Below are 22,324 nucleotides of genomic sequence, written 5' to 3' on the forward strand. Positions count from 1 at the left end.
CACGATGGTGATCCAGGTCACCATCTTCACGCTGGGAAACCGCACGTCACTGGCGATTCCTACGACCCGAGGAGTACCTCCGAATGTCTATCACCGTCTACACGAAGCCGGCCTGCGTCCAGTGCAATGCCACCTACAAGGCCCTCGACAAGCAGGGTCTGTCCTACGAGATCGTCGACATCAGCGAAGATGCCGAGGCGCGTGACTACGTGATGGCGCTCGGCTACCTGCAGGCACCCGTCGTGGTTGCCGGCGACGCGCACTGGTCGGGCTTCCGTCCCGACCGCATCAAGGCACTCGCCACCGCCGCTGCCTGATCTGCCGTCACCATCACGGTGACATCGCCCGCCCGACCGGCGGTGCAGAGGCGATCCGACGGGGAAGCCGGATCACACCGCATCGCGAGGTCCTCGAGGAAATGGTCACGCCGCTCACGGCGTTGACACCGACAGTGCCGGGCCGGACACGGCCGGCGAGATCACGAGAACTACCGGCTGGAGGAGACATGGCGGCAGAATCGCCGTTGATCGTGTACTTCTCCTCCGTCTCGGAGAACACCCACCGGTTCGTCGAGAAACTGGACATGCGCGCCGCGCGCATCCCGGTCCTCGATCGGACCGGTGTTTTCCGTGTCGACGAGCCGTATGTCCTGGTCTGCCCGACCTACGGCGGGGGCAAGGCGACGGGGCAACCCGGCGGCTACGTACCCAAGCAGGTCATCCGCTTCCTCAACGACGAACACAATCGGTCATCGATCAGGGGGGTGATCGCGGCGGGTAACACGAACTTCGGCGAGGAGTTCTGTTATGCCGGCGACGTCATCGCACGCAAGTGCGGCGTTCCCTACCTCTACCGATTCGAATTGATGGGCACCTCCGACGATGTCGACCGCGTCCGCGCGGGACTCGCCGAATTCGCCCAGAGTCCGGCGTTCGCGGCGAGCGTGTCGCTCAGCGCCTCGCCCGCCTGAACTGCGGATTCCGCTCGATCAGGCTTTGTCGTACCCCTCCCATACTCTGGCCGCACCGGCCCTCGGTAACAGCCACCACTACCCGCAGGAGTCATCTGTCGTGTCGCCCACCGCCGCCGTCTCGGACACCACTTCAGCCAGCAAGTCGGGCGTGCACCCCGGGCCCTCGGGACACGACCCGGGCGAGCTCGACTACCACGCTCTCAATGCGATGCTCAACCTGTACGACGCCGACGGCAAGATCCAGTTCGACAAGGATCGCGAAGCCGCGAACCAGTACTTCCTGCAGCACGTCAACCAGAACACGGTCTTCTTCCACGATCTCGACGAGAAGCTCGACTACCTCGTCGAGGAGAACTACTACGAGCCCGAGGTTCTCGCGAAGTACGACCGCGAGTTCGTCAAGAGCCTCTTCGGGCACGCCTACAGCAAGAAGTTCCGTTTCCCGACCTTCCTCGGGGCGTTCAAGTACTACACGAGCTACACGCTCAAGACGTTCGACGGCAAGCGGTACCTGGAGCGTTTCGAGGATCGCGTGTGCATGGTGGCGCTGACCCTGGCCGACGGCGACACGGCCCTCGCGCGCAACCTCACCGACGAGATCATCGAGGGCCGGTTCCAGCCGGCGACGCCGACCTTCCTCAACTCCGGCAAGAAGCAGCGCGGCGAACCCGTCTCGTGCTTCCTGCTGCGTATCGAGGACAACATGGAGTCGATCGGCCGGTCGATCAATTCGGCCTTGCAGCTCTCCAAGCGTGGCGGCGGAGTTGCCTTGCTGCTCAGCAACATCCGTGAGCACGGTGCGCCGATCAAGAAGATCGAGAACCAGAGTTCGGGGGTCATCCCGATCATGAAGCTGCTCGAGGACTCCTTCTCCTACGCCAACCAGCTCGGTGCCCGGCAGGGCGCGGGCGCGGTGTACCTGCACGCACACCACCCCGACATCTACCGCTTCCTCGACACCAAGCGCGAGAACGCGGACGAGAAGATCCGTATCAAGACCCTGTCGCTCGGTGTGGTCATCCCGGACATCACGTTCGAGCTGGCCAAGGCCAACGACGACATGTACCTGTTCAGTCCGTACGACGTCGAACGTGTCTACGGCGTACCGTTCGCGGACGTCAACGTGACGGACAAGTACCACGAGATGGTCGAGGACCGTCGCATCCGCAAGACCAAGATCAAGGCGCGCGAGTTCTTCCAGACCCTCGCCGAGCTGCAGTTCGAGTCGGGATACCCGTACATCATGTTCGAGGACACGGTGAACCGGGCCAACCCGATCGACGGCAAGATCACGCATTCCAACCTGTGCTCGGAGATCCTGCAGGTGTCGACGCCGTCGACCTTCAACGACGACCTGTCGTATGCCGAAGTGGGCAAGGACATCTCGTGCAACCTGGGTTCGCTGAACATCGCCAAGACGATGGATTCGCCCGACATCGGCCAGACCATCGAGACCGCGATCCGCGGCCTCACCGCGGTGAGCGACCAGACCACGATCACGTCGGTGCCCTCGATCGAGCACGGCAACAACCAGTCTCACGCCATCGGCCTGGGGCAGATGAACCTGCACGGATACCTGGCGCGTGAGCGGGTCTTCTACGGCAGCGAAGAAGGCATCGACTTCACGAACATCTACTTCTACACGGTGCTTTATCACGCGCTGCGCGCGTCGAACCGGATCGCCGCGGAGCGCGGCCGGGCGTTCACCGGCTTCGAGAAGTCGAAGTACGCGAGCGGTGAGTTCTTCGACAAGTACACCGAGAAGGTGTGGGAGCCGGCGACCCAGAAGGTGCGAGACCTGTTCGGGCAGGCCGGGATCGCCATCCCGACCCAGGATGACTGGCGTGAGCTGAAGGCCGCCGTCCAGCGTGACGGCATCTACAACCAGAACCTGCAGGCCGTCCCGCCGACCGGCTCGATCAGCTACATCAACCACTCGACCAGTTCGATCCACCCGGTCGCCGCCAAGATCGAGATCCGCAAGGAAGGCAAGATCGGCCGCGTCTACTACCCGGCGCCCTACATGACGAACGACAACCTGGAGTACTACCAGGATGCGTACGAGATCGGGTACGAGAAGATCATCGACACCTATGCCGCGGCCACGCAGCACGTCGACCAGGGCCTCAGCCTGACTCTCTTCTTCAAGGACACCGCCACCACGCGCGACGTCAACAAGGCGCAGATCTACGCATGGCGCAAGGGCATCAAGACGCTCTACTACATCCGCCTGCGCCAGATCGCGCTCGAGGGGACCGAGGTGGAAAATTGCGTCAGCTGCATGTTGTGACCTGTTGAGTGTGAACCATTGCATACGAACAGGGTTCCGGCCACAGGCGGCGTGATCTACGGGGTTCGGTTGCGGGCCGCGTATGACTACCGTTACATCGGGCTCACCACAAAAACTGGGCAGCAGCGGCTGCGGCAACACTTCAAAGTCGCGGCGGCCGGAAGAAAAACGCCGTTCTATGACTGGCTCCGATTGCAAGATCGCGACAACGTTTTGGCGGACGAGTTGCAGTTCGTCGAAGGACTCAACGAGCTGGGAGAGGCCGAGATCGCTTGGATCGCCTACCTCAAGCGCGACGGCCAACCGCTGCTGAACCTGGCAGAGGGCGGACTGGGTCCTACCGGGGTGGTTTGGACCGAGGAGATGCGAGAAGCGGCTCGGGTTCGCTCCACTGGACGGAAGGGGCTGAGCCGGTTTGCGGATGACAATCCGTTTTTCGGTCTCAAGCACTCTGATGAACAGCGTGAGAAGTGGTCGGTCCAGCGCAGAGGCTCTACCACCGGAGAAGCAAATCCGAACTTCGGGAAGTTCGGACCTGCTCACCCCAGCTACGGGCACGTCATGTCGGAGGAAGCTCGTGCTCGACTGTCGGAGCAGCGAAAGGGCGAGGGAAATCCGAACTTCGGGCGGCGCGCGAGCGAGGAGACACGCCGCAAGATGTCCGAGGCTCGGAGGGGGCGTCCCATGCCCTCGAGTAAACGGAACGCCCACACCAGGCACCACACAAACAAAGGCGTGTTCAAGAGCACGTGTCAGTACTGCATCGACGATGTAGCCAAACCCGATGATTGAAGAAAGCGACACCTGCCATGTCTGAGAAGCTCAAGCTGGTCAGCCGGGTCTCGGCGATCAACTGGAACCGTGTGCCCGATGAGAAGGATGCCGAGGTGTGGGATCGCCTCACCGGCAACTTCTGGTTGCCCGAGAAGGTGCCGGTGTCCAACGACATCCCGTCGTGGGGCACGCTCACCGAGTACGAGAAGCAGCTCACCATGCGGGTGTTCACCGGTCTCACCCTGCTCGACACCATCCAGGGCACGGTCGGCGCGGTGTCGCTGATCCCGGACGCCACCACTCCGCACGAGGAGGCGGTGCTCACCAACATCGCCTTCATGGAGTCGGTGCACGCCAAGAGCTACAGCTCGATCTTCTCGACACTGTGCTCCACCAAGGAGATCGACGAGGCGTTCCGCTGGTCGGAGGAGAACGAGCAGCTGCAGCGCAAGGCGCAGATCGTCATGGACTACTACCGTGGCGACGACCCGCTGAAGCGCAAGGTCGCCTCGACGCTGCTCGAGTCGTTCCTGTTCTACTCCGGCTTCTATCTGCCGATGTACTGGTCGAGCCGCGCGAAGCTCACCAACACCGCCGACCTGATCCGCCTGATCATCCGCGACGAAGCGGTGCACGGGTACTACATCGGCTACAAGTATCAGCGCGGACTCGAGGTCGAGACCCCGGAGCGTCGTCAGGAGCTCAAGGACTACACCTTCGAGTTGCTGTTCGAGCTCTACGACAACGAGAGTGACTACACCGAGGCTCTGTACGACGAGGTCGGGCTGAGCGAGGACGTCAAGAAGTTCCTGCGCTACAACGCGAACAAGGCCCTGATGAATCTGGGCTACGAGGCGATGTTCCCGCGCGACGAGACCGACGTGAACCCGGCGATCCTGTCGGCACTGTCGCCCAACGCCGACGAGAACCACGACTTCTTCTCCGGGTCGGGCAGTTCCTACGTCATCGGCAAGGCCGTCAACACCGAGGACGAGGACTGGGACTTCTAGTCCCACCGAGGATTTCGTAGCGTCAATGCGTGCTATATGCGCATTGGCGCTACGAACCGCCGGCGGTGAGACGGTCGTAGAGGTCGCCGAGCTCGTCGATCGCCTCGGCGATGTCGGCGGGCGCGACGCCGGTGGCGCGCAACGCCGCCCGTAGTTCGCCGCCGTCGAGCGCGGTCAGCGGGTTCATCCGCGACGGCGACGGCAGCGGAGGCAACGTCGAGGCGGTGCCGTAGTAGTCGTCGACCTGCAGTGAGGTTGCTGACCCGCCGTCGTCGGAGGTCCGTGAATCCGGTGGGCGAGAGTCGATCTCGGCCAGCAGCGCTCGCAGGTCGGTGCCCATCACGGTCAGCAGGGTCAACGGGGTGCGGTCGATCTCGGCTGCCACCTCGTAACAGGTGACGAGAGCATGGATGCACCGCGGCGCCTCGTCGGGGCACGTGCAGTCGGTCTCGACGTCGGCGGACTCCGTGGGCACCAGCAGCTCACCCAGCGCCGGCGGCTGTTCGCCGCGGGTGAGCAGCATGAGTTCATCGACAGCGTTGCACTCGCGGAGAAGGTTCGCAAGTGTCGGTGTGTCGACCGTGCGGGTGGTCAGGATGACGTCGAACGGCTCGAGCTGGGTGCCCTCCACCGAGGCGGTCACCCGGCCGGCGTCGATCCGCAGGCCGCGCAGATGCCGATCGCGGAAATACCTGCGCGCCTTGGTGATACGACGGCTGTCGGCGACCGATTCGCCGTCGGCGCCGCGTCCCTCGACGACATCGACGAAGGCGCGTGACCATGAGGTGAGGCCATAGCCGCGGACCGCGATCGTGCCGCGCTCACCGCGTCGTTGCGTGCCCTTCTTGCGCACCGTCATTCGCTGACCGCCTCGTCGCGCAGCCGGATGAGTTCGAAGAGTTCGTCGTCGGCGAGGTCGGACACCCAGTTCTCGCCGGCCGCGACCGTCAGCCGGGACAGCTCACGTTTCTTGGCGATCATGTCGTCGATGCGCTCCTCGATGGTGCCGACACAGACGAACCGATGCACCGACACCTTCTGGTCCTGGCCGATCCGGTAGGCGCGGTCGGTGGCCTGGTCCTCGACAGCCGGGTTCCACCACCGATCGACATGGATGACGTTGTTGGCCGCGGTCAGGTTGAGCCCGGTGCCGCCGGCTTTCAGCGTCGCCAGCAGGACCGGCGGCCCGTCGTCGGACTGGAAGTCGGCGACCAGGCGGTCGCGCTCGGTGCGACCCAGACCGCCGTGCAGGAGCGGGATCTCGCTGCCGAACTCCGCGGACAACCACGACGACAGCATGTCACCGAAGGCGGCGAACTGGGTGAAGACCAATGCGCGGTCGCCCTCCTCGGCGACGGTGGAGACGATGTCGGCCAGCAGTTCGACCTTGCCGGAGCGGTGTTCGCCGTCGCGGACGAGGTCGGTGCCGTCGGCGAGATAGTGCGCGGGGTGATTGCACACCTGCTTGAGGCGGGTCAGTGCGGCCAGTACGTTGCGGCGTCGTAGTGTGCGCTGCTGCTTGTCGCGCAGTGCCGTCATCAGTTCGTCGATCACCGCGCGGTACAGCGCCGCCTGCTCGACGGTGAGGTTGGCCCGGACGGCGAAGTCCGCCTTCTCCGGGAGGTCGGCGGCGATCGCCGGATCGGTCTTCTCGCGGCGCAGGATGAACGGCCGGGTGATCGCGGACAACCGTCGGAGGGCGGCCGGGTCACGATCCCGTTCGATCGGTTCGGCGTAGCGTGCACGGAAGACCGACGCGGAGCCGAGTAGTCCAGGGTTGACCAGGTCGATGACGGCGCGGAGATCCTCCAGGCGGTTCTCGACCGGGGTGCCGGTGAGAGCGAGGCGATGGCCGGCGGGGACCGTCCGAACCGCCTTGGCCGCAATGGTGTTCACGTTCTTGAGGTGCTGGGCCTCGTCGACCACGATCCGATGCCAGGGTTGCGAGGACAGCAACTCGTGGTCGCGCGCCGCGATCGCGAAGGTGGTGACCACGATGTCGACGGAGTCGCGGATGCCCGCGAACGCCGCCCCGGACTCGCGAGAGGGCCCGTGGTGGATCGCCACGCGGAGCGCGGGCGCGAACCGGGCGAATTCCCGCGCCCAGTTGCCCACCAGGGACATCGGGCAGACGACGAGCGTCGGCTTTCGAGGATCATCGGCAGGCGACGCGGACGGACCGCTACGCTCGTGGCATTCGAGTGCGATGACCTGCAGGGTCTTGCCCAGGCCCATGTCGTCGGCCAGCACGCCGCCCACGCCGAGGGTCGACAGATGGGCGAGCCAGTCCAGGCCGCGCTGCTGGTAGGGACGCAGGGTGGCGGTCAACCCCGTCGGTGGCGCGACGGATTCTGGACGAAGGACGCCGGTGTCGGCGACGTCGTCGAGCCAGGAGAGGCCTTCGACCCGTGACACCGGTACGGGTAGACGGTCCGACTCGCCGGTGACGAGGTTGAACAGCTCGCCGAAGTCGCTCGGCGGTTCGGCCGCGGCCAGCGCGCGCTGGGTGGCGACGAACGTGGCTGCCCGGGTCAGCGCGGCGCCCTCGGCGCGCATCCACACCCCGCGCACGCGGACGAGATCGCCCTTCTGGCCGGACAATTCGTCGAGGTCGGCATCGGTGAGCGTGATCGCGTCGGGTGTGTCGCCGAGGGCGAGACGCCACTCGAATTCCCGGATCTCCCGCAGGCCGACCATGGCTGCCGGTGCCCCGCCGCCGGGCGGGGCGAGCGCGCGCAGCGTCAGGCTCGGACGGACCTCGGCGATCGTCCTCGGCAACAGAACCGGTATGCCGACGGCCCCGAGCGCCGCCGCGCCCGTGGCGAAGAGTTCCTCCGCGATCGCGGTCGGCAGCAGGAAGTCGAGGGAGCCCCGATCGGGGTCGGCGCGGCCCAGTTCGGGGAATTCACGGACTGCCGTGGCCAATTCGGTCGTCAGTTCGTCGAGTTCGTGGGCGTCGAGGCGGTGCGGTGCGACGGGTTCGACTTGTCCATCGATGCTCCGACGACAGACCTGCAGTCGCCACCGCGAGGTCTCGGCCACTTCGGCGCGGCTCGGCGGGTCGACCGTGTCGTCGTCCCATGCGTCGGCCCACTGAGCGTCGGCGAGGTCGTCGTACTCGGGTTCGTGCAGCCGGAAGATGAGCGAACGATCGTCGCGCGGAGCGCCGGCGTTCCACCGCGACCAGCCACCCGCGGCGGCGGCGAGACGTTCCGGTGAGCTGGGCGGGCGGGGATCGGCGTCGGGGAGCAGTGCCCGCACGATGGGTGACGCGGGCCGTGGTTCGCCGAGGCGGACGGCGGAACGCGCGATGGCGGAACGGCATTCGTGGTCGACGAGTTCGGCGAGGAAGTCGTCCAGGGCGGGTGCGGACCCGTTGTGCAGCAGCGCATCCGGCGCGCTTCCCACGACGACGGCATGCCAGCTGCGCCACGTCGGCGTCGCGACGACGACCCAGCGCACCATCCACTCGCCGGCCACCTGCTGGACCGACGGCGCCACGGTGCCCGACCGCACGAAGGCCCGCACACCGTCGAGGAGATATCGATACCAGCGGACATCGCCGGTCACCGCGATGGATCGCGACGCGTCGAGGAGCGTGATCGCCGACGTCATGCCCAACGTCGCGGCGCGGACGAAACGTCGGTGGCCGTCGGCGTCGACGACGGGGATCTCGCTGCGGAAGCGACGGCCGTCGAGTAGGTCGCGAAGTGGCGCGGCGAGATCGGACGGGTCCCCGTCGACCCACACCGCCAGGCCGACGCCCGGTCGCCACAGGGCGTGCAGGGGCTCGGCGGGGCTGGGCTTCGGGGCAGAGTCGGTGGCAGGCTGCCCGCTGGACGGCGCATCATGTGGCATGGAGGATCGTCGGCCAGTTTAGCGACGGGCTCCGACACCAGTCGTCGACGGCGGACGGTGCGCGAGACCACCCGACAGTGGTTTGCCCGTTCGGGGAGCCGGGTATCGACGATCGTCGCCCGGCAGACCGGCCGGAAGATCGTAGGAGGTACCGATGGGACAGTCCGAGAGCTCCGCGACCTCGGGGGACAGGGATACCGGCAAGGGTCCGGACACCGAAGTCGAGAAGGATCCGCCCGGCCCGCAGGACCACGGACGCGAGGGCGGGATGGCCACGCGCGAGAACGCCCCCGAAGCGGTCCAGCGCTCCGAGGGCGGCGACTCGTAGGAAGGTCGGGTAACCCGGGTCAGGACACCTCGCGCAGGAGTCCGGTCGCGACGTCGAAGACGAACCCGCGCAACGACGTGGTCTTGGTGACGAACGGGCTGTTCTGGATCCGGGTGATCGATTGGCGGACGTCCTCGTCGAGATCGGCGAACGCCTCCGCCGACCACGCGGGCTTCTGCCCGATCTCGTCCTGGATCTGGCGCTTGAAGTCGTCGTCGGTGAACGTCAGCATGCCGCAGTCGGTGTGGTGGATGAGGATGATCTCGGTGGTGCCGAGCAGTCGCTGACTGATGGCCAGGGAGCGGATCTCGTCGTCGGTCACCACCCCGCCGGCGTTGCGGATCACGTGGGCCTCGCCCTCGTTCAATCCGAGGATGCGGTAGACGTCGAGGCGGGCGTCCATACAGGCCACCACCGCGACGTGCTTGGCCGGCGGCAGGGGCAACGGCCCGGTGAAGGTCTTGGCGTATTCGGCGTTGTTCTCGAGGCATTCGTCGGTGACACTCATGCGCCGATCCTGATGTGTCGACGTCGCCCCGGCGAGGGTTTGGACGTCGGTGATCGGAAGTGACCGAAACGGCACCCGGCAGATGTAGCGCATCGTTGCGCCTGGGGCAACGAATTGCGACACCTGCCGATCGGAGACCGTCAGGAGTTGCCGTCGAGTGAGCCCTTGACGTCGTTGAGGACCAGCCAGGCCGCGGCGAGTCCCGAGGACTCGTACCAGACGTCGTCGTCGACGGCGAGGACGCGCTTCCAGACGGGCGCCCCGAGGCTGAGCCATTCGTCGCTGAGCAGGACCTCTTCCCCGTGGGCGAGGCCTTCCTCGCCTTCGAAGCTCACATAGATGAGGTCGGCGTCGGCGTCGCGGAAGTTCTCGTCGGTGACGGCGAAGGAGTCGGGCACGCGCTGCGGGCCGGGCCGCTGGACGCCGATGTCCCCGAGCACCTGGCCGGCGAAGGTGTTCATCCCGGCGATGGTCTCGGAGTCGTCGCCGAAGCGCACCAGCGACACCTGGGTGTGCGAGGCGTCCATCCGCCGGCCGGTCTTGGTGGCCTCGGTCGTGTACTCGGCGAGACGCGTCCGACCCGACCCGCTGCGGTTCACGGCGTCGGCGACGGCCTGGAACTGCTCTTGCCAGGTGCCGTCGGCCGGGATGGTGACGGTGCGGACACCGGGGAACGCGCGGGCGGAGTCCGCGGTGTCGGCGGTGGTGAGGACGAGTCCGGCGTCGGCGTCGGCGACCGCCGCGGCGTCGGGCATCGGTCCGATGGCCGGGACCGAGGTCAGCTGGGGACCGAGATACTCGGGCACGGAACCGGGCTCGGCAGCCACCGCGACGACCTCGGGGCCGAGCCCGAGGGCGCACAGCGCGTCGAGAACAGCGGGGTCGGTCACGACGATGCGTTCGACGTCGGCCTCATCCGGATCCGGCGCGGTGGGTGCGAGGCAGGTCTTCGCGTAATCACGGTCGGCCGAGACGATGTTCACCTCCGCCACCCGTGTCGTCACGGTGGAGATGGGGGAGCCGTCCGGAGTCGTCAGCGGCTCCTCGGCCGAACAGGCGGCCAGCGCGACCACGGTCAACCCGATCGTGGTCGCCAGGCCGATGCGTCGGACGAGTGAGCACCGGGTCTCGCCGGTGGCTGCCTCGACACTTCTGGCGGCCTCGTTCGCGACCGTGACCCTCCGTTGCACCCGCCCAACCTAGCACCGGTCCCGAGGCACCCGGAGTAGGCTCGGATGCGCACTCCCGGGCGCCGGACGCCGGTGATCGGAGGGGTGCTCCGAGAGCCTGGCGCGTCGTCGAAGAAACCGCCGATGAGCACTGCCGATCCGGTGGCTCCGACATCGAATACGACAGATCGTAGGACCCGCTCGGCCCGGGCACCGGTGAGGGTTTAGGATCAGTAACCAGCGCTCGGTTTGTTCATGTGCCGACCGACGGCCGAAGGGGTTCGGCGTCGGGTTCGGGCAAGAGGAGGATCTGTGACCGCGGTAGACCAACCCACCACGCAAGTGGCTCCAGTGCGTCCGTTCCCGGAGCGCTATCAGCCCAAGGGTTCGTTCATCTACAAGCTGCTGACGACGACCGATCACAAGTTGATCGGCATGATGTACATCACCGCCTGCTTCGCGTTCTTCCTCATCGGCGGCCTCATGGCCCTGCTGATGCGTGGCGAGCTCGCGATGCCGGGCATGCAGTTCCTGTCCACCGAGCAGTTCAACCAGCTCTTCACGATGCACGGCACCGTGATGCTGCTGATGTACGCGACGCCGATCGTGATCGGCTTCGCCAACTTCGTGTTGCCGCTGCAGATCGGTTCGCCCGACGTCGCCTTCCCGCGACTCAACGCACTCGGCTTCTGGCTGTTCGTCTTCGGTTCGACCATCGCCGTCGCCGGCTTCATCACGCCCGGTGGCGCCGCCGACTTCGGCTGGACCGCGTACACGCCGCTGACCGACGCCGTGCACAGCCCCGGCATCGGCGCCGACCTGTGGATCATGGGTCTGGCCGTCTCGGGTCTCGGCACCATCCTCGGTGGCGTCAACATGGTCACCACCGTGATCTGTCTCCGTGCACCCGGCATGACGATGTTCCGCATGCCGATCTTCACCTGGAACATCCTGGTGACCAGCGTGCTGATCCTCCTCATCTTCCCGCTGCTGACCGCGGCGCTGATGGGTCTCGAGGTCGACCGCCAGTTCGGTGCCCACATCTACGACCCGGCCAACGGCGGCGTCATCCTGTGGCAGCACCTGTTCTGGTTCTTCGGACATCCCGAGGTGTACGTCATCGCCCTGCCGTTCTTCGGCATCGTGTCCGAGGTCTTCCCGGTCTTCTCGCGGAAGCCGATCTTCGGCTACTCCGGTCTGATCTACGCCACGCTCGCCATCGCCGCCCTGTCGGCCGCGGTGTGGGCCCACCACATGTACGTCACCGGCGCCGTGCTGCTCCCGTTCTTCGCCTTCATGACGTTCCTGATCGCGGTGCCCACCGGCGTGAAGTTCTTCAACTGGATCGGAACGATGTGGCGCGGTCACATCACGTTCGAATCCCCGATGCTGTTCTCGGTCGGCTTCATCGTGACGTTCCTCTTCGGTGGTCTGACCGGTGTGCTGCTCGCGAGCCCGCCGCTGGACTTCCACCTGTCCGACAGCTACTTCGTCGTCGCGCACTTCCACTACGTGCTCTTCGGCACCATCGTGTTCGCCACCTACGCCGGCATCTACTTCTGGTTCCCGAAGATGACCGGGCGCATGCTCGACGAGCGACTCGGCAAGATCCACTTCTGGCTGACGTTCATCGGCTTCCACATGACCTTCCTGGTGCAGCACTGGCTGGGCAACGAGGGCATGCCGCGTCGCTACGCCGACTACCTCCCGTCGGACGGCTTCACGACGCTGAACATGATCTCGACCGTGGGCGCGTTCATCCTCGGCCTGTCGACCCTGCCGTTCCTGTGGAACGTCTTCCGCAGCTACCGCTACGGCGAGGTCGTGACCGTCGACGACCCGTGGGGCTTCGGCAACTCGCTCGAGTGGGCCACCTCCTGCCCGCCGCCGCGCCACAACTTCACCGAGCTGCCCCGCATCCGGTCGGAGCGACCGGCGTTCGAGCTGCACTACCCGCACATGATCGACCGCATGCGTGCCGAGGCACACGTCGGCCCGGGTCACGCCGCGGGCAAGGACCGTCAGATGGAAGAGGCTCGTCGCGAGCCGTTCACCGTGGGAACGCACGAGGGATCCCCGGATCCCGACCCGCGCTGACCCGGTGAGCAAGGACTCGACAGCCAGTTCCGGTACGACCGTCCTGGTCACTGTCACCGGTCCCGACCGGCCAGGTGTCACCTCTGTTCTCATGGGTGCCCTGGCCGGTCAGGCCGTTGCACTGCTCGACGTCGAGCAGGTGGTCATCCGCGGACAGCTGACCCTCGGCGTGCTGGTGTCCTCCACCGGCGACCCCGAGGCGCTGCAGGAAGTCGTCGAACAGGCGATGGCGTCCATCGGTTTCGACGTCCGGGTGGAGATCGGGGTCGATCCCGGTAGCCGTTCGCCGTCGTCGCATGCCGTCGTCATCCTCGGCAGCCCGGTCACCGCCACCGCGTTCAGCGCCGTCGCGGCGAAACTGGCGAGCCAGGGCGGCAACATCGACTCGATCCGCGGAATCGCCGACTACCCGCTCACCGGCCTCGAACTCATGGTCAGCGTTGCCGGCCGGGGTGGTGTCGCCGCCGACGCCGCCCTCCGCAAAGGCCTCGCCGAGGTTGCTGCGAAGCATTCGGTCGACATCGCCGTGGAGCGCGGCGGACTCGCTCGGCGCGCCAAGCGCCTGATCGTCTTCGACGTCGACTCGACCCTCATCCAGGGCGAGGTGATCGAGATGCTCGCCGCGCACGCGGGCCGCGAAGCCGAGGTCGCCGCGGTGACCGAGGCGGCGATGCGAGGTGAACTCGATTTCGCGCAGTCCCTTCACGAACGCGTCAAGGCCCTGGCCGGACTCGACGCGAGTGTTCTCGACGATGTCGCCAAGTCACTCGAACTGACCCCCGGTGCCCGGACGACGATCCGTACGCTGCACCGTCTCGGATTCCACTGCGGTCTCGTGTCCGGCGGTTTCCGTCAGGTCATCGACGGACTCGCGCACGAACTCGAACTCGACTTCGTCCGGGCCAACACCCTGGAGATCGTCGACGGGAAGCTGACCGGCCGGGTCGTCGGCGAGGTCGTCGACCGGATGGGCAAGGCGCACGCGCTGCGGTCGTTCGCCGATCAGGTCGGGGTGCCGATGGAGCAGACGATCGCGGTGGGCGACGGCGCCAACGACATCGACATGCTCAGCGTCGCCGGGCTGGGAATCGCCTTCAACGCGAAGCCTGCACTGCGCGAGGTCGCCGACGCCACGCTGAATCACCCGTTTCTCGACGGGGTCCTGTTCATCCTGGGCGTCTCCCGCGACGAGATCGAGGCGGCCGACGCCGCCGACGGCGTCTATCGCCGGGTACCCCTGGGCTGACCTCGCACCGCTCCATGGAATCCGAGCGCACGGTCTCTCCGCAGGTCGATCCGGAAGCGATCGCGGCCGATCATCGGCGGCTGGTCGCATACGTCGGAGGCGGCGACGACCCGTCGGACCCCGCCGACGTCCTGGCGATGGCGATGGTGCTCCGCATCGAGAAGAACGATCCGCCCGACCGCACCGAACTGCTGACCGCGGCGGCGCGAGCGGTGGCGTTGGTGTGCCTCGACGAACGAAGTGCGGGCGACGGTCCGTGGTCGGCGGCGATGGACGCCTGGTGCGACGCACGGATCCGCAAGATCGCCCGGCGCGCGCGTGGCGCGCAATGGGCTGCCGCGCAGGAGGTCTGGGGTGTGACCGCCACCGAGGGCGGGGCGTCGGCGCGGGCGTTTGTGCCCGGCCGCGTGGGTGACCTCGACCGTCGTGTCGCGAAGTTGCAGATCGGTGGGACCGAGGTCGAGGGAGAGCTGCCCGAGCAGCCGCCTGTCTCGGGCGTCGTGCTGTGGACGAACCCCGACCTGCCGATGACCGTCGGCAAACTGGCCGCACAGGTCGGTCACGCGTCGATGCTGGCGGCCAAGCTCCTCACCGCGGACGACGCGATCGCGTGGCGTCGGGACGACTGCCCGCTCGCGGTCCGTCAGGCCACGCCCGGGCGGTGGCGAGAACTGCTCTCCGCCGATGCCGCCGGGAGGGCGGTGGCCGTTCGAGACGCCGGGTTCACCGAGATCGCGCCCGGTTCGGTGACCGTCGTCGCCGAGGTCATCCGGGCCCAGGAGGACACGTGAGCGCTGCGGTACCGCCGGAATGGGTGAAAGCTCTTGATCTGCAAGCCCATCCGGAAGGCGGCTGGTTCCGGGAGACGTGGCGGAGCGACGTCGTCGTGCCGTCGGCGTCGCTTGCCGACGGCTATACCGGCGACCGTGCCGCCGGCACGGCGATCTACTTCGTCCTCATGCCGGGCGACGAGTCGGCGTGGCACACGGTACGCGGCGCCGAACTGTGGCTGCACCATCGAGGAGCGCCGGTCGAACTCGATCTCGGCGGGGACGCCGATGCCCCCGGTGACCCCACCACGATTCTGGTCGGGCCCGACATCGAATCCGGTGAGCACCCGCAAGCGCTCGTGCCGCCGGGCGTGTGGCAGCGTGCCCGGCCCGCCGGGGACGAGCCGTCGCTCGTCAGCTGTATCGTCGTGCCCGGGTTCGACTTCGAGGACTTCCGGCTGGCCTGACGGTCGGCCTTCGAATCCCGCCTAGCCGGCGGCAACCGGTGAGTTCACCGGCGCGAGGTGGCCGAAGGTGCCCAGCCACACGTCACGATCGGGCGCCAGCGATGCGACGATCAGCTCGTCGGCGTCGGCGTGTCCGGCGAACCACGAGAGGTAGTCGCGCACGTCGCCCGGCGTCCCGACGCCCGAGTACGTCAGCATCTCGTCGATTTGGCGTCCCTGCGGCATCGAGAGGATGGCGTCGGCTTCCTCGTCGGTGAAGGTCCGGCCGCGGCCGTAGAGCAGCGACACGCGTTGACGTTTCGCGATCTGCAGCTGCGTCTGCGCACGGTCGGCGTCCTCGTCGGCGATCGCTCCGACACCCGCGATGACGTAGGGCTCGGCGAGGACCTCTGACGGCCGGAACTCGCGGCGGTACAACGCCACGGCCTCGGTGAGCGCCTGCGGCGCGAAGTGGGAGGCGAAGGCGTACGGAAGTCCGAGGGCCGCGGCGAGCTGCGCGCCGAACAGCGACGAGCCGAGGATGTAGAGCGGCACGTGGGTGCCCGCCCCCGGGGTCGCGCGGACGCCTTCGACACGCGACTCGTCGCCGAGGAAGGCCTGCAGCTCCAGGACGTCGTGCGGGAACCGCTCCGCGGAGGCGTGGGTGCGGCGCAGGGCCGCGAAGGTCTGCTGATCGCTGCCGGGGGCCCGGCCGAGCCCGAGGTCGATGCGCCCGGGATGGAGTTCGGCGAGTGTGCCGAACTGCTCGGCGATGGTCAGCGGGGAATGGTTCGGCAGCATCACGCCGCCGGCGCCGAGACGGATGGTCGAGGTGTGCGCGGCGATGTGTGCGATGAGCACCGCCGGTGCCGACGACGCGATGGCCGACATGTTGTGGTGCTCGGCGTACCAGATCCGGCGGTAGCCCCACTTCTCCGCGTTCTGTGCGAGATCGACACTGGCGGACAGGCTTTGCGCGGCAGTCTCGTCACGACCGATCTGCGCGAGATCCAGGATCGACAAGGGGAGGTTCGAAGGGGTCACGACGATGTTCAATGCGGCCGACGCCCCGGACTATTCCCGCCGTCCGGTCTGCCGTGAGTCGAACGGGTCGACCATTCCCTCGTGGTGCAGGATGGGGGAGTGACCGAATCCGATCCCGACCTCCTGATCGATTTTCGCGACGTCGCCGTCGTCCGGGGCGGCAAGACTCTCGTCGGCCCGCTGTCGTGGCAGGTGGAACTGGACGAACGCTGGGTGATCATCGGACCCAACGGCGCGGGCAAGACGACACTGATCCGACTGGCCGGGGCGGAGATCCACCCGACGTCGGGCACCGCCTTCGTGCTCAACGAGAAGCTCGGCCGGGTCGAGATCCGCGAGCTGTCGACCCGGATCGGGGTCTCGAGCCCGTCGCTGGTCGATCGAGTGCCGCCAGAGGAGATCGTCAGCGACGTCGTCATCTCGGCGGGATATGCGGTCCTGGGGCGGTGGCGCGAGAGCTACGACGCCGTGGACCGTGCGCAGGCCGTCGAATCGCTGGAATCGATGGGTGCCGAGCACCTCGCGGACCGTCGCTTCGGCACGCTGTCCGAGGGCGAGCGCAAGCGTGTCGTGATCTCGCGCGCGCTGATGACCGACCCCGAACTGCTCTTGCTCGACGAACCGGCCGCCGGGCTCGACCTGGGTGGCCGCGAAGAACTCGTCGATCGTCTCGCGCGTCTCGCCGCCGACCCCGACGCCCCGGCCATCGTGCTGATCACCCACCACGTCGAGGAGATCCCCGAAGGTTTCACACATGCGATGATCCTGTCCGAGGGTGGCGTGGTGGCCCAGGGGCTGCTCGAGGAGGTACTCACGAGTGAGAACCTCACCGCCGCCTTCCGCCAGCAGATCGTTCTGGACAAGGTCGACGGCCGGTACTTCGCGCGGCGCCGGCGCCGTGCGGGTGGCCACCGTCGAGCAGCAGGAGGTAACTGAATGACGTCGACACAGCAGCAGGGCCCGGACATCGTGTCCGCACCGTTGCGGGATGCCGCGACCGTCGTGCTCGTCCGCGACGCTGCCGACGGCATCGAGGTCTTCCTGCAACGCCGCGTCAAGCAGATGGCCTTCGCGGGGGGAATGACGGTGTTCCCGGGCGGCGGCGTCGACAAGCGGGACGCCGACGCCGACCTGGCGTGGACGGGTCCCGAGGCCACCTGGTGGGCCGGGCAATTCGGCAGCGACGCCGAGATCGCCCAGGCCCTGGTGTGCGCGGCCGTCCGCGAGACGTTCGAAGAGTGCGGCGTCCTGCTCGCGACCGATGCCGACGGCGCCTTCGCCGACCCGGAGGGACTGGCCGAGGATCGGCAACGCCTCGTCGAGAAGTCGTTGTCGTTCGCGCAGTTCCTCACCGCGCGCGGACTGACGCTGCGTGCCGATCTGCTGCGTCCGCTCGCGCACTGGATCACCCCGGTGAACGAGAAGCGACGCTACGACACCCGGTTCTTCCTGGCCGCGATGCCCGACGGACAGCACGCCGACGCCGAGACCACCGAAGCCGAGGTCGCCCGGTGGGTGAACGCCCGGGTCGCGATCGATTCCTGGGCCGCGGGCCAGCACTTCCTCATGCCGCCCACGTGGTCGCAGCTCAACTACGTCTCGCAGTTCTCGACCATCGACGAACTGCTCGACGCCGAGCGTGTCATCGAACCGATCCTGCCGAACGTGACACCCGGCGCCGGGCTGGCCGGCCTCGGTTTCCCCGGCTCCGACGAGTACTTCCGGACTCTCGGCGATCAGCAGCCGCCCGAGATCACGCTCTGACCGGACGCGCTGTCAGGTTGAGGGCGCCAGTGCCCCGGCGGCGTTCGTCCGTCCGCCGAACAGCATGACGATGTCGCGGATCGGCGCCTCGACGACCTCGCCCGTCCCGGCCGCGAAGTCGCTGTCGGTGGCCACGTAGCGTCGTCCCTCGTTTCGGCGACGTGCGTGGAACGGGAAACCCGTCGACCACAGGTAGTCTGCGCACGCCGTCGCGGCGTCGGTCGGCATCGGCCGGTCGAGTCCGAGCGGGACCGCGATGTCCTGCCCGTGCAGGAGCGAATCCAGCAGCGGCGCCATGGGAGTCGTCCCGATCGGATGCCGACGCGAACCGACCATGGCGCGCAACTTCGAGGCGGCCTGATCCGCCGTGGTGTCGTCGCGCAGCGCGAGTTCGCGGATCATCGTGTTGAACCGGAATCCGTATCGGCACGCGGCGATCATCGCTCGTGCCGGTGAGGTGTGGGAGTGGGTGAGGTGGACCGCGACGTCGCGCACCGTCCACGCGTCGCACAGCGACGGGGTGGCGAGTTGCTCGGGCGTGAGGGTCTCGATCAGTCCGGCGAGTTCGAGTCGTTGCTCGTCGATCCGTTGCCAGATGAGGTCGGTGTCCATCGGTCGCTCCCGCCGCACAGATAGTCAGGTTCCCTGACTGATATTAGTCAGGGTTTCGTACTAAAGTCAACGTCGTGTCCGACCCGCAGATCGCCGTCCTGATGTTCATCGCCCATCGCGCGACCGAGCGCCGGGTGTTGGCACGGATCGCCGAGGAAGGGGCCGACGACATCACTCCGGCGCAGTCCCGGGTGCTACAGCGGCTGGCACCCGAACCCATGCGGTTGACCGATCTCGCCGAGCAGGCGGGTGTCACCAAGCAGACCGCGGGTGGCATCGTCGACCAACTCGAGGCGGCTGGCTACCTGACCCGGGTGCCGGACCCGTCCGACCGTCGCGCCCGGCTGGTGACGCTGAGTGAGCGCGGCGTTCATCTGTGCGAGGTAGCTGCGCGCGAGGTCGAGGCGCAGCAGGAGGAGTGGCGCGAGCATCTCGGCGACGCTGAGTTCGCCGCCCTGGAGAAGGCATTGCGGTCGTTACGCGACGTCACCGATCCATATCGATGATCTCGGCGTCCTCGTCGGTGCCGATGTCGTCGCGGTCGGCCCAGTCGATGAGGGTGTCGAGTCGGTGCGCGACGTCGTCGATCTCCGCGTGCAGGTCGCCGAGTTCGGCGAACCGGGCCGGCACGGTGGCGATGGTGAAGTCGTCGGGTTCGATGTCGTCGATCTCGGCCCAGGTGATCGGCGTCGACACGGTGGCCCGCTCGTTGCCACGCACGGAGTAGGCCGACGCCATGGTGTGGTCGCGGGTGTTCTGGTTGTAGTCGACGAAGACCGCCGCCGGGTCGCGGTCCTTGCGCCACCAGGTCGTCGTCACGTCGTCGGGCGCCCGACGCTCGACCTCCCGAGCGAAGGCCAGCGCCGCACGCCGGACCTGTGGGAAGCCCCACTCCGGCGCGATGCGGACGTAGATGTGCAGCCCGCGACCGCCCGAGGTCTTGGGGAACCCGCGCATACCCAGTTCGTCGAGAACCTCTTCGACGACGTGCGCCACCCGCCGGATCCGGGGGAACGTGCAGTCGGGCATCGGGTCGAGGTCGATACGCCACTCGTCGGGCGACTCGGGGTCGTCGCGTCGTGAGTTCCAGGGGTGGAACTCGACGGTCGACATCTGCACCGCCCAGATCACCGACGCCAACTCGGTGACACACAGTTCGTCGGCGGTGCGGCCGTACCGCGGGAAGTAGATCTCGGTGGTCTCCAGCCAGTCCGGCGCGCCGGCGGGGACGCGCTTCTGGTGGACCTTGTTGCCGCTGACGCCCTTGGGGAACCGGTGCAGCATGCACGGACGGTCGCGCAGCGCACGGACGATCCCGTCGCCGACGGACAGGTAGTACTCGGCGAGATCGCGCTTGGTCTCACCGCGCTCGGGAAAGTAGACGCGGTCGGGACTCGACAGCCGGACGGTGCGGTCGCCGACCTCGAGTTCGATGGGATCACCTGCGGAACCCGACGTTTTCGCCATGACCGCCACTGTATGGCTCCGATGCCGGCGAGCGGCGGACTCCGGGCCGCGTCGTGCGTGCCGGGTCGTCGGCCTGGGTCGCCGGGCTGGGACATCGATCGGACTTACCTACCGGTAGCCTTCGACCATGCCTGAGTTCGTGACCCTCGAGTGCTCCGACGCTCATCCGGGGGTCGGCACCATCCTGCTGCACCGGCCGCCGATGAACGCGTTGAGCCGGCAGGTGCAGGCCGAACTGGCCGCCGCGGCCGAGGAGGCCACGGTCCGCGCCGACATCAAGGCCGTCGTCGTCTACGGCGGCCCGAAGATCCTGGCGGCCGGCGCGGACGTCAAGGAGATGCGGGACGTCGGCTACGCCGAGATGAGCCGGGTGGCGGGTCGCCTGCAGAGCGATCTCGGCGCGATCGCCGCCATCCCGAAGCCGACCGTCGCGGCCATCACCGGGTACGCGCTCGGCGGTGGCCTCGAAGTCGCGTTGGGTGCCGACCGACGGATCGCGGGCGACAACGCGAAGCTCGGGCTGCCCGAGGTCCTGCTCGGTCTCATCCCCGGCGGCGGCGGCACGCAGCGGCTGGCACGCCTCATCGGGCCGTCGAAGGCCAAGGACCTGATGTTCACCGGCCGCTTCGTCGACGCCGCGGAGGCGCTGGCGATCGGACTCGTCGACGAGGTCGTCGCGCCGGACGAGGTCTACAACGCCGCGCTCGCCTGGGCCGGACAGTTCGACGGCGCCGCCTCGGTGGCGCTCGCCGCGATCAAGAAGGCCGTCGATCAGGGGCTCGGCGTCGACCTCGACACCGGGCTCAAGATCGAAGAGCAGTTGTTCGCCCCGCTGTTCGCGACCGAGGACCGCGCCATCGGTCTGACTTCGTTCCTCGAGAACGGCCCCGGGAAGGCGGAATTCGTCGGCCGCTGAGCCGTCGTCGCCGCGTACCCCTCGACCACAGCACCCCATCACCACGCACACAGGAAGCGATCATGACCACCGACGCCACACCGGGCACCGATCCCGCTCCCAATCCGCACGCCACCGAGGAACAGGTCAAGGCGGCCCTCACCGACACCAAACTCGCCCAGGTGCTCTACCACGACTGGGAGGCCGAGACCTACGACGAGAAGTGGTCGATCAGCTTCGACGAACGCTGCATCGACTACGCGCGTGGCCGTTTCGACGCCGTGGCCACCGACGAGCCCCTACCGTACGGCCGCGCGATGGAACTCGGTTGTGGCACCGGCTTCTTCCTGCTGAACCTGATGCAGTCGGGTGTTGCGTCGAAGGGGTCGGTCACCGACCTCTCGCCGGGCATGGTCAAGGTCGCCCTGCGCAACGCGGAGAACCTCGGTCTCGATGTCGACGGCCGGGTCGCCGACGCGGAGAAGATCCCGTACGACGACGACACCTTCGACCTTGTCGTCGGACATGCTGTGCTGCACCACATTCCCGATGTCGAGCAGGCGCTGCGTGAGGTGCTGCGGGTCCTCAAGCCCGGCGGGCGGTTCATCTTCGCGGGTGAGCCGTCGACGATCGGTGACTTCTACGCGCGCTGGATGAGTCGGGCGACGTGGTTCGCCACGACGAACGTCACGAAGCTCGGTCCGCTGCAGGGGTGGCGGCGCCCGCAGGAGGAACTCGACGAGTCCTCGCGTGCGGCCGCGCTCGAGGCCGTGGTCGACATCCACACCTTCGATCCCGACGAGCTCGCCGGCATCGCCCGCGCCGCCGGCGCGCAGAAGGTGGCCACCGCCACCGAGGAACTGGCCGCCGCGATGCTCGGCTGGCCGGTCCGCACCTTCGAGGCCGCTGTGCCGCCGGAGAAGCTCGGCTGGGGCTGGGCCCGCTTTGCCTTCGGTGGCTGGAAGCGGCTGACCTGGCTCGACGAGAACGTGCTGCGGAAGGTCGTGCCGCCGAAGTTCTTCTACAACGTCGTGGTGACGGGGACGAAGCCGCAGTAGGCGGTTCCGTCGTCA

The 22,324-nt window shown here is 67.4% G+C and carries 22 protein-coding genes; 15 read left to right on the forward strand and 7 right to left on the reverse strand.

From position 1 onward, the window contains the following. The first annotated feature begins 83 nt into the window (after positions 1–83). The 5 genes from ACFUEJ_RS18110 (at position 84) to nrdF (ending at position 5,047) form a co-directional block, all read left to right on the forward strand. Positions 84–317 (forward strand): redoxin NrdH, encoded by a 234-nt coding sequence (locus ACFUEJ_RS18110; RefSeq protein ID WP_004019249.1) that lies wholly within the window; start codon positions 84–86, stop codon positions 315–317. Between the two features lie 188 nt (positions 318–505). Continuing rightward, on the forward strand, positions 506–970 hold the full coding sequence (gene nrdI, locus ACFUEJ_RS18115; RefSeq protein WP_388030963.1) for a class Ib ribonucleoside-diphosphate reductase assembly flavoprotein NrdI: 465 nt from the start codon (positions 506–508) through the stop codon (positions 968–970). Between the two features lie 100 nt (positions 971–1,070). Then, entirely contained in the window at positions 1,071–3,263 is a 2,193-nt protein-coding gene (nrdE, locus tag ACFUEJ_RS18120; protein WP_388030965.1) for a class 1b ribonucleoside-diphosphate reductase subunit alpha, read from the forward strand. Between the two features lie 51 nt (positions 3,264–3,314). Then, positions 3,315–4,055 (forward strand): NUMOD3 domain-containing DNA-binding protein, encoded by a 741-nt coding sequence (locus ACFUEJ_RS18125; protein WP_388030968.1) that lies wholly within the window; start codon positions 3,315–3,317, stop codon positions 4,053–4,055. A gap of 17 nt (positions 4,056–4,072) precedes the next feature. Then, positions 4,073–5,047 (forward strand): class 1b ribonucleoside-diphosphate reductase subunit beta, encoded by a 975-nt coding sequence (gene nrdF / locus ACFUEJ_RS18130; protein WP_065632743.1) that lies wholly within the window; start codon positions 4,073–4,075, stop codon positions 5,045–5,047. Positions 5,048–5,096: 49 nt separating this feature from the next. On the opposite strand, the gene ACFUEJ_RS18135 is transcribed toward nrdF, so the two are convergent. After that, positions 5,097–5,906 (reverse strand): hypothetical protein, encoded by an 810-nt coding sequence (locus ACFUEJ_RS18135; protein ID WP_311277030.1) that lies wholly within the window; start codon positions 5,904–5,906, stop codon positions 5,097–5,099. After that, a complete protein-coding gene (locus tag ACFUEJ_RS18140) occupies positions 5,903–8,905 on the reverse strand; it encodes a DEAD/DEAH box helicase (protein ID WP_388030971.1) in 3,003 nt (1,000 codons plus the stop codon). The genes ACFUEJ_RS18135 and ACFUEJ_RS18140 overlap by 4 nt, the downstream gene beginning before the upstream one ends. A gap of 154 nt (positions 8,906–9,059) precedes the next feature. Between ACFUEJ_RS18140 and ACFUEJ_RS18145 the strand changes: the two genes are divergently transcribed. Next, positions 9,060–9,233 carry a hypothetical protein gene (locus ACFUEJ_RS18145; RefSeq protein WP_091344398.1) on the forward strand — a complete coding sequence of 58 codons (174 nt, stop codon included), beginning with the start codon at positions 9,060–9,062 and terminating at the stop codon, positions 9,231–9,233. A 19-nt stretch (positions 9,234–9,252) separates the two neighbouring features. Here the strand turns inward: ACFUEJ_RS18145 and ACFUEJ_RS18150 are convergent, their stop codons facing one another. Together ACFUEJ_RS18150 and ACFUEJ_RS18155 are read right to left on the reverse strand one after the other, a co-directional pair. Then, complete coding sequence (locus tag ACFUEJ_RS18150; protein WP_211539382.1) at positions 9,253–9,741, reverse strand: carbonic anhydrase; 489 nt, start codon at positions 9,739–9,741, stop codon at positions 9,253–9,255. Positions 9,742–9,881: 140 nt separating this feature from the next. Beyond that, the gene (locus tag ACFUEJ_RS18155; protein WP_388030975.1) at positions 9,882–10,931 is read right to left on the reverse strand and encodes an ABC transporter substrate-binding protein; all 1,050 of its coding nucleotides are present in this window, start codon (positions 10,929–10,931) and stop codon (positions 9,882–9,884) included. Positions 10,932–11,222: 291 nt separating this feature from the next. Here ACFUEJ_RS18155 and ctaD point away from each other — a divergent pair, with 291 nt between their 5' ends. Genes ctaD through ACFUEJ_RS18175 form a run of 4 tightly spaced genes read left to right on the forward strand, consistent with a single transcriptional unit; the run spans position 11,223 to position 15,490 of the window. Continuing rightward, on the forward strand, positions 11,223–13,007 hold the full coding sequence (gene ctaD / locus ACFUEJ_RS18160; RefSeq protein ID WP_065632663.1) for a cytochrome c oxidase subunit I: 1,785 nt from the start codon (positions 11,223–11,225) through the stop codon (positions 13,005–13,007). Between the two features lie 4 nt (positions 13,008–13,011). Then, positions 13,012–14,253, forward strand: a complete 1,242-nt coding sequence (gene serB / locus ACFUEJ_RS18165; RefSeq protein WP_068970709.1) for a phosphoserine phosphatase SerB — start codon at positions 13,012–13,014, stop codon at positions 14,251–14,253. Between the two features lie 14 nt (positions 14,254–14,267). Then, a complete protein-coding gene (locus ACFUEJ_RS18170) occupies positions 14,268–15,044 on the forward strand; it encodes a peptidyl-tRNA hydrolase (RefSeq protein WP_388030979.1) in 777 nt (258 codons plus the stop codon). Further along, complete coding sequence (locus ACFUEJ_RS18175; RefSeq protein ID WP_388030982.1) at positions 15,041–15,490, forward strand: cupin domain-containing protein; 450 nt, start codon at positions 15,041–15,043, stop codon at positions 15,488–15,490. The genes ACFUEJ_RS18170 and ACFUEJ_RS18175 overlap by 4 nt, the downstream gene beginning before the upstream one ends. Before the next feature lie 21 nt (positions 15,491–15,511). Here ACFUEJ_RS18175 and ACFUEJ_RS18180 read toward each other — a convergent pair whose 3' ends face one another. Beyond that, positions 15,512–16,513 (reverse strand): LLM class flavin-dependent oxidoreductase, encoded by a 1,002-nt coding sequence (locus tag ACFUEJ_RS18180; RefSeq protein WP_388030983.1) that lies wholly within the window; start codon positions 16,511–16,513, stop codon positions 15,512–15,514. 99 nt (positions 16,514–16,612) lie between these two features. Between ACFUEJ_RS18180 and ACFUEJ_RS18185 the strand changes: the two genes are divergently transcribed. Together ACFUEJ_RS18185 and ACFUEJ_RS18190 are read left to right on the forward strand one after the other, a co-directional pair. Then, on the forward strand, positions 16,613–17,449 hold the full coding sequence (locus ACFUEJ_RS18185; RefSeq protein ID WP_065632666.1) for an ABC transporter ATP-binding protein: 837 nt from the start codon (positions 16,613–16,615) through the stop codon (positions 17,447–17,449). Next, a complete protein-coding gene (locus ACFUEJ_RS18190) occupies positions 17,450–18,277 on the forward strand; it encodes an NUDIX domain-containing protein (RefSeq protein WP_137809018.1) in 828 nt (275 codons plus the stop codon). A gap of 12 nt (positions 18,278–18,289) precedes the next feature. Here ACFUEJ_RS18190 and ACFUEJ_RS18195 read toward each other — a convergent pair whose 3' ends face one another. Then, on the reverse strand, positions 18,290–18,889 hold the full coding sequence (locus ACFUEJ_RS18195; protein WP_388030985.1) for a maleylpyruvate isomerase family mycothiol-dependent enzyme: 600 nt from the start codon (positions 18,887–18,889) through the stop codon (positions 18,290–18,292). Positions 18,890–18,990: 101 nt separating this feature from the next. Between ACFUEJ_RS18195 and ACFUEJ_RS18200 the strand changes: the two genes are divergently transcribed. Next, on the forward strand, positions 18,991–19,395 hold the full coding sequence (locus tag ACFUEJ_RS18200; protein WP_388031008.1) for a MarR family winged helix-turn-helix transcriptional regulator: 405 nt from the start codon (positions 18,991–18,993) through the stop codon (positions 19,393–19,395). On the opposite strand, the gene ligD is transcribed toward ACFUEJ_RS18200, so the two are convergent. After that, positions 19,376–20,356 (reverse strand): non-homologous end-joining DNA ligase, encoded by a 981-nt coding sequence (gene ligD / locus ACFUEJ_RS18205; protein WP_137809015.1) that lies wholly within the window; start codon positions 20,354–20,356, stop codon positions 19,376–19,378. The two genes, ACFUEJ_RS18200 and ligD, sit on opposite strands and share 20 nt — an antisense overlap. 127 nt (positions 20,357–20,483) lie before the next feature. Here ligD and ACFUEJ_RS18210 point away from each other — a divergent pair, with 127 nt between their 5' ends. Both ACFUEJ_RS18210 and ACFUEJ_RS18215 read left to right on the forward strand, forming a co-directional pair. Then, on the forward strand, positions 20,484–21,272 hold the full coding sequence (locus ACFUEJ_RS18210) for an enoyl-CoA hydratase/isomerase family protein (protein WP_058252172.1): 789 nt from the start codon (positions 20,484–20,486) through the stop codon (positions 21,270–21,272). Between the two features lie 62 nt (positions 21,273–21,334). Continuing rightward, a complete protein-coding gene (locus ACFUEJ_RS18215; protein WP_165629812.1) occupies positions 21,335–22,309 on the forward strand; it encodes a class I SAM-dependent methyltransferase in 975 nt (324 codons plus the stop codon). Positions 22,310–22,324: the final 15 nt, after the last annotated feature.

The organism is Gordonia sp. NPDC057258 (assembly GCF_042668985.1).
Taxonomy (GTDB): Bacteria; Actinomycetota; Actinomycetes; order Mycobacteriales; family Mycobacteriaceae; genus Gordonia; species Gordonia hongkongensis.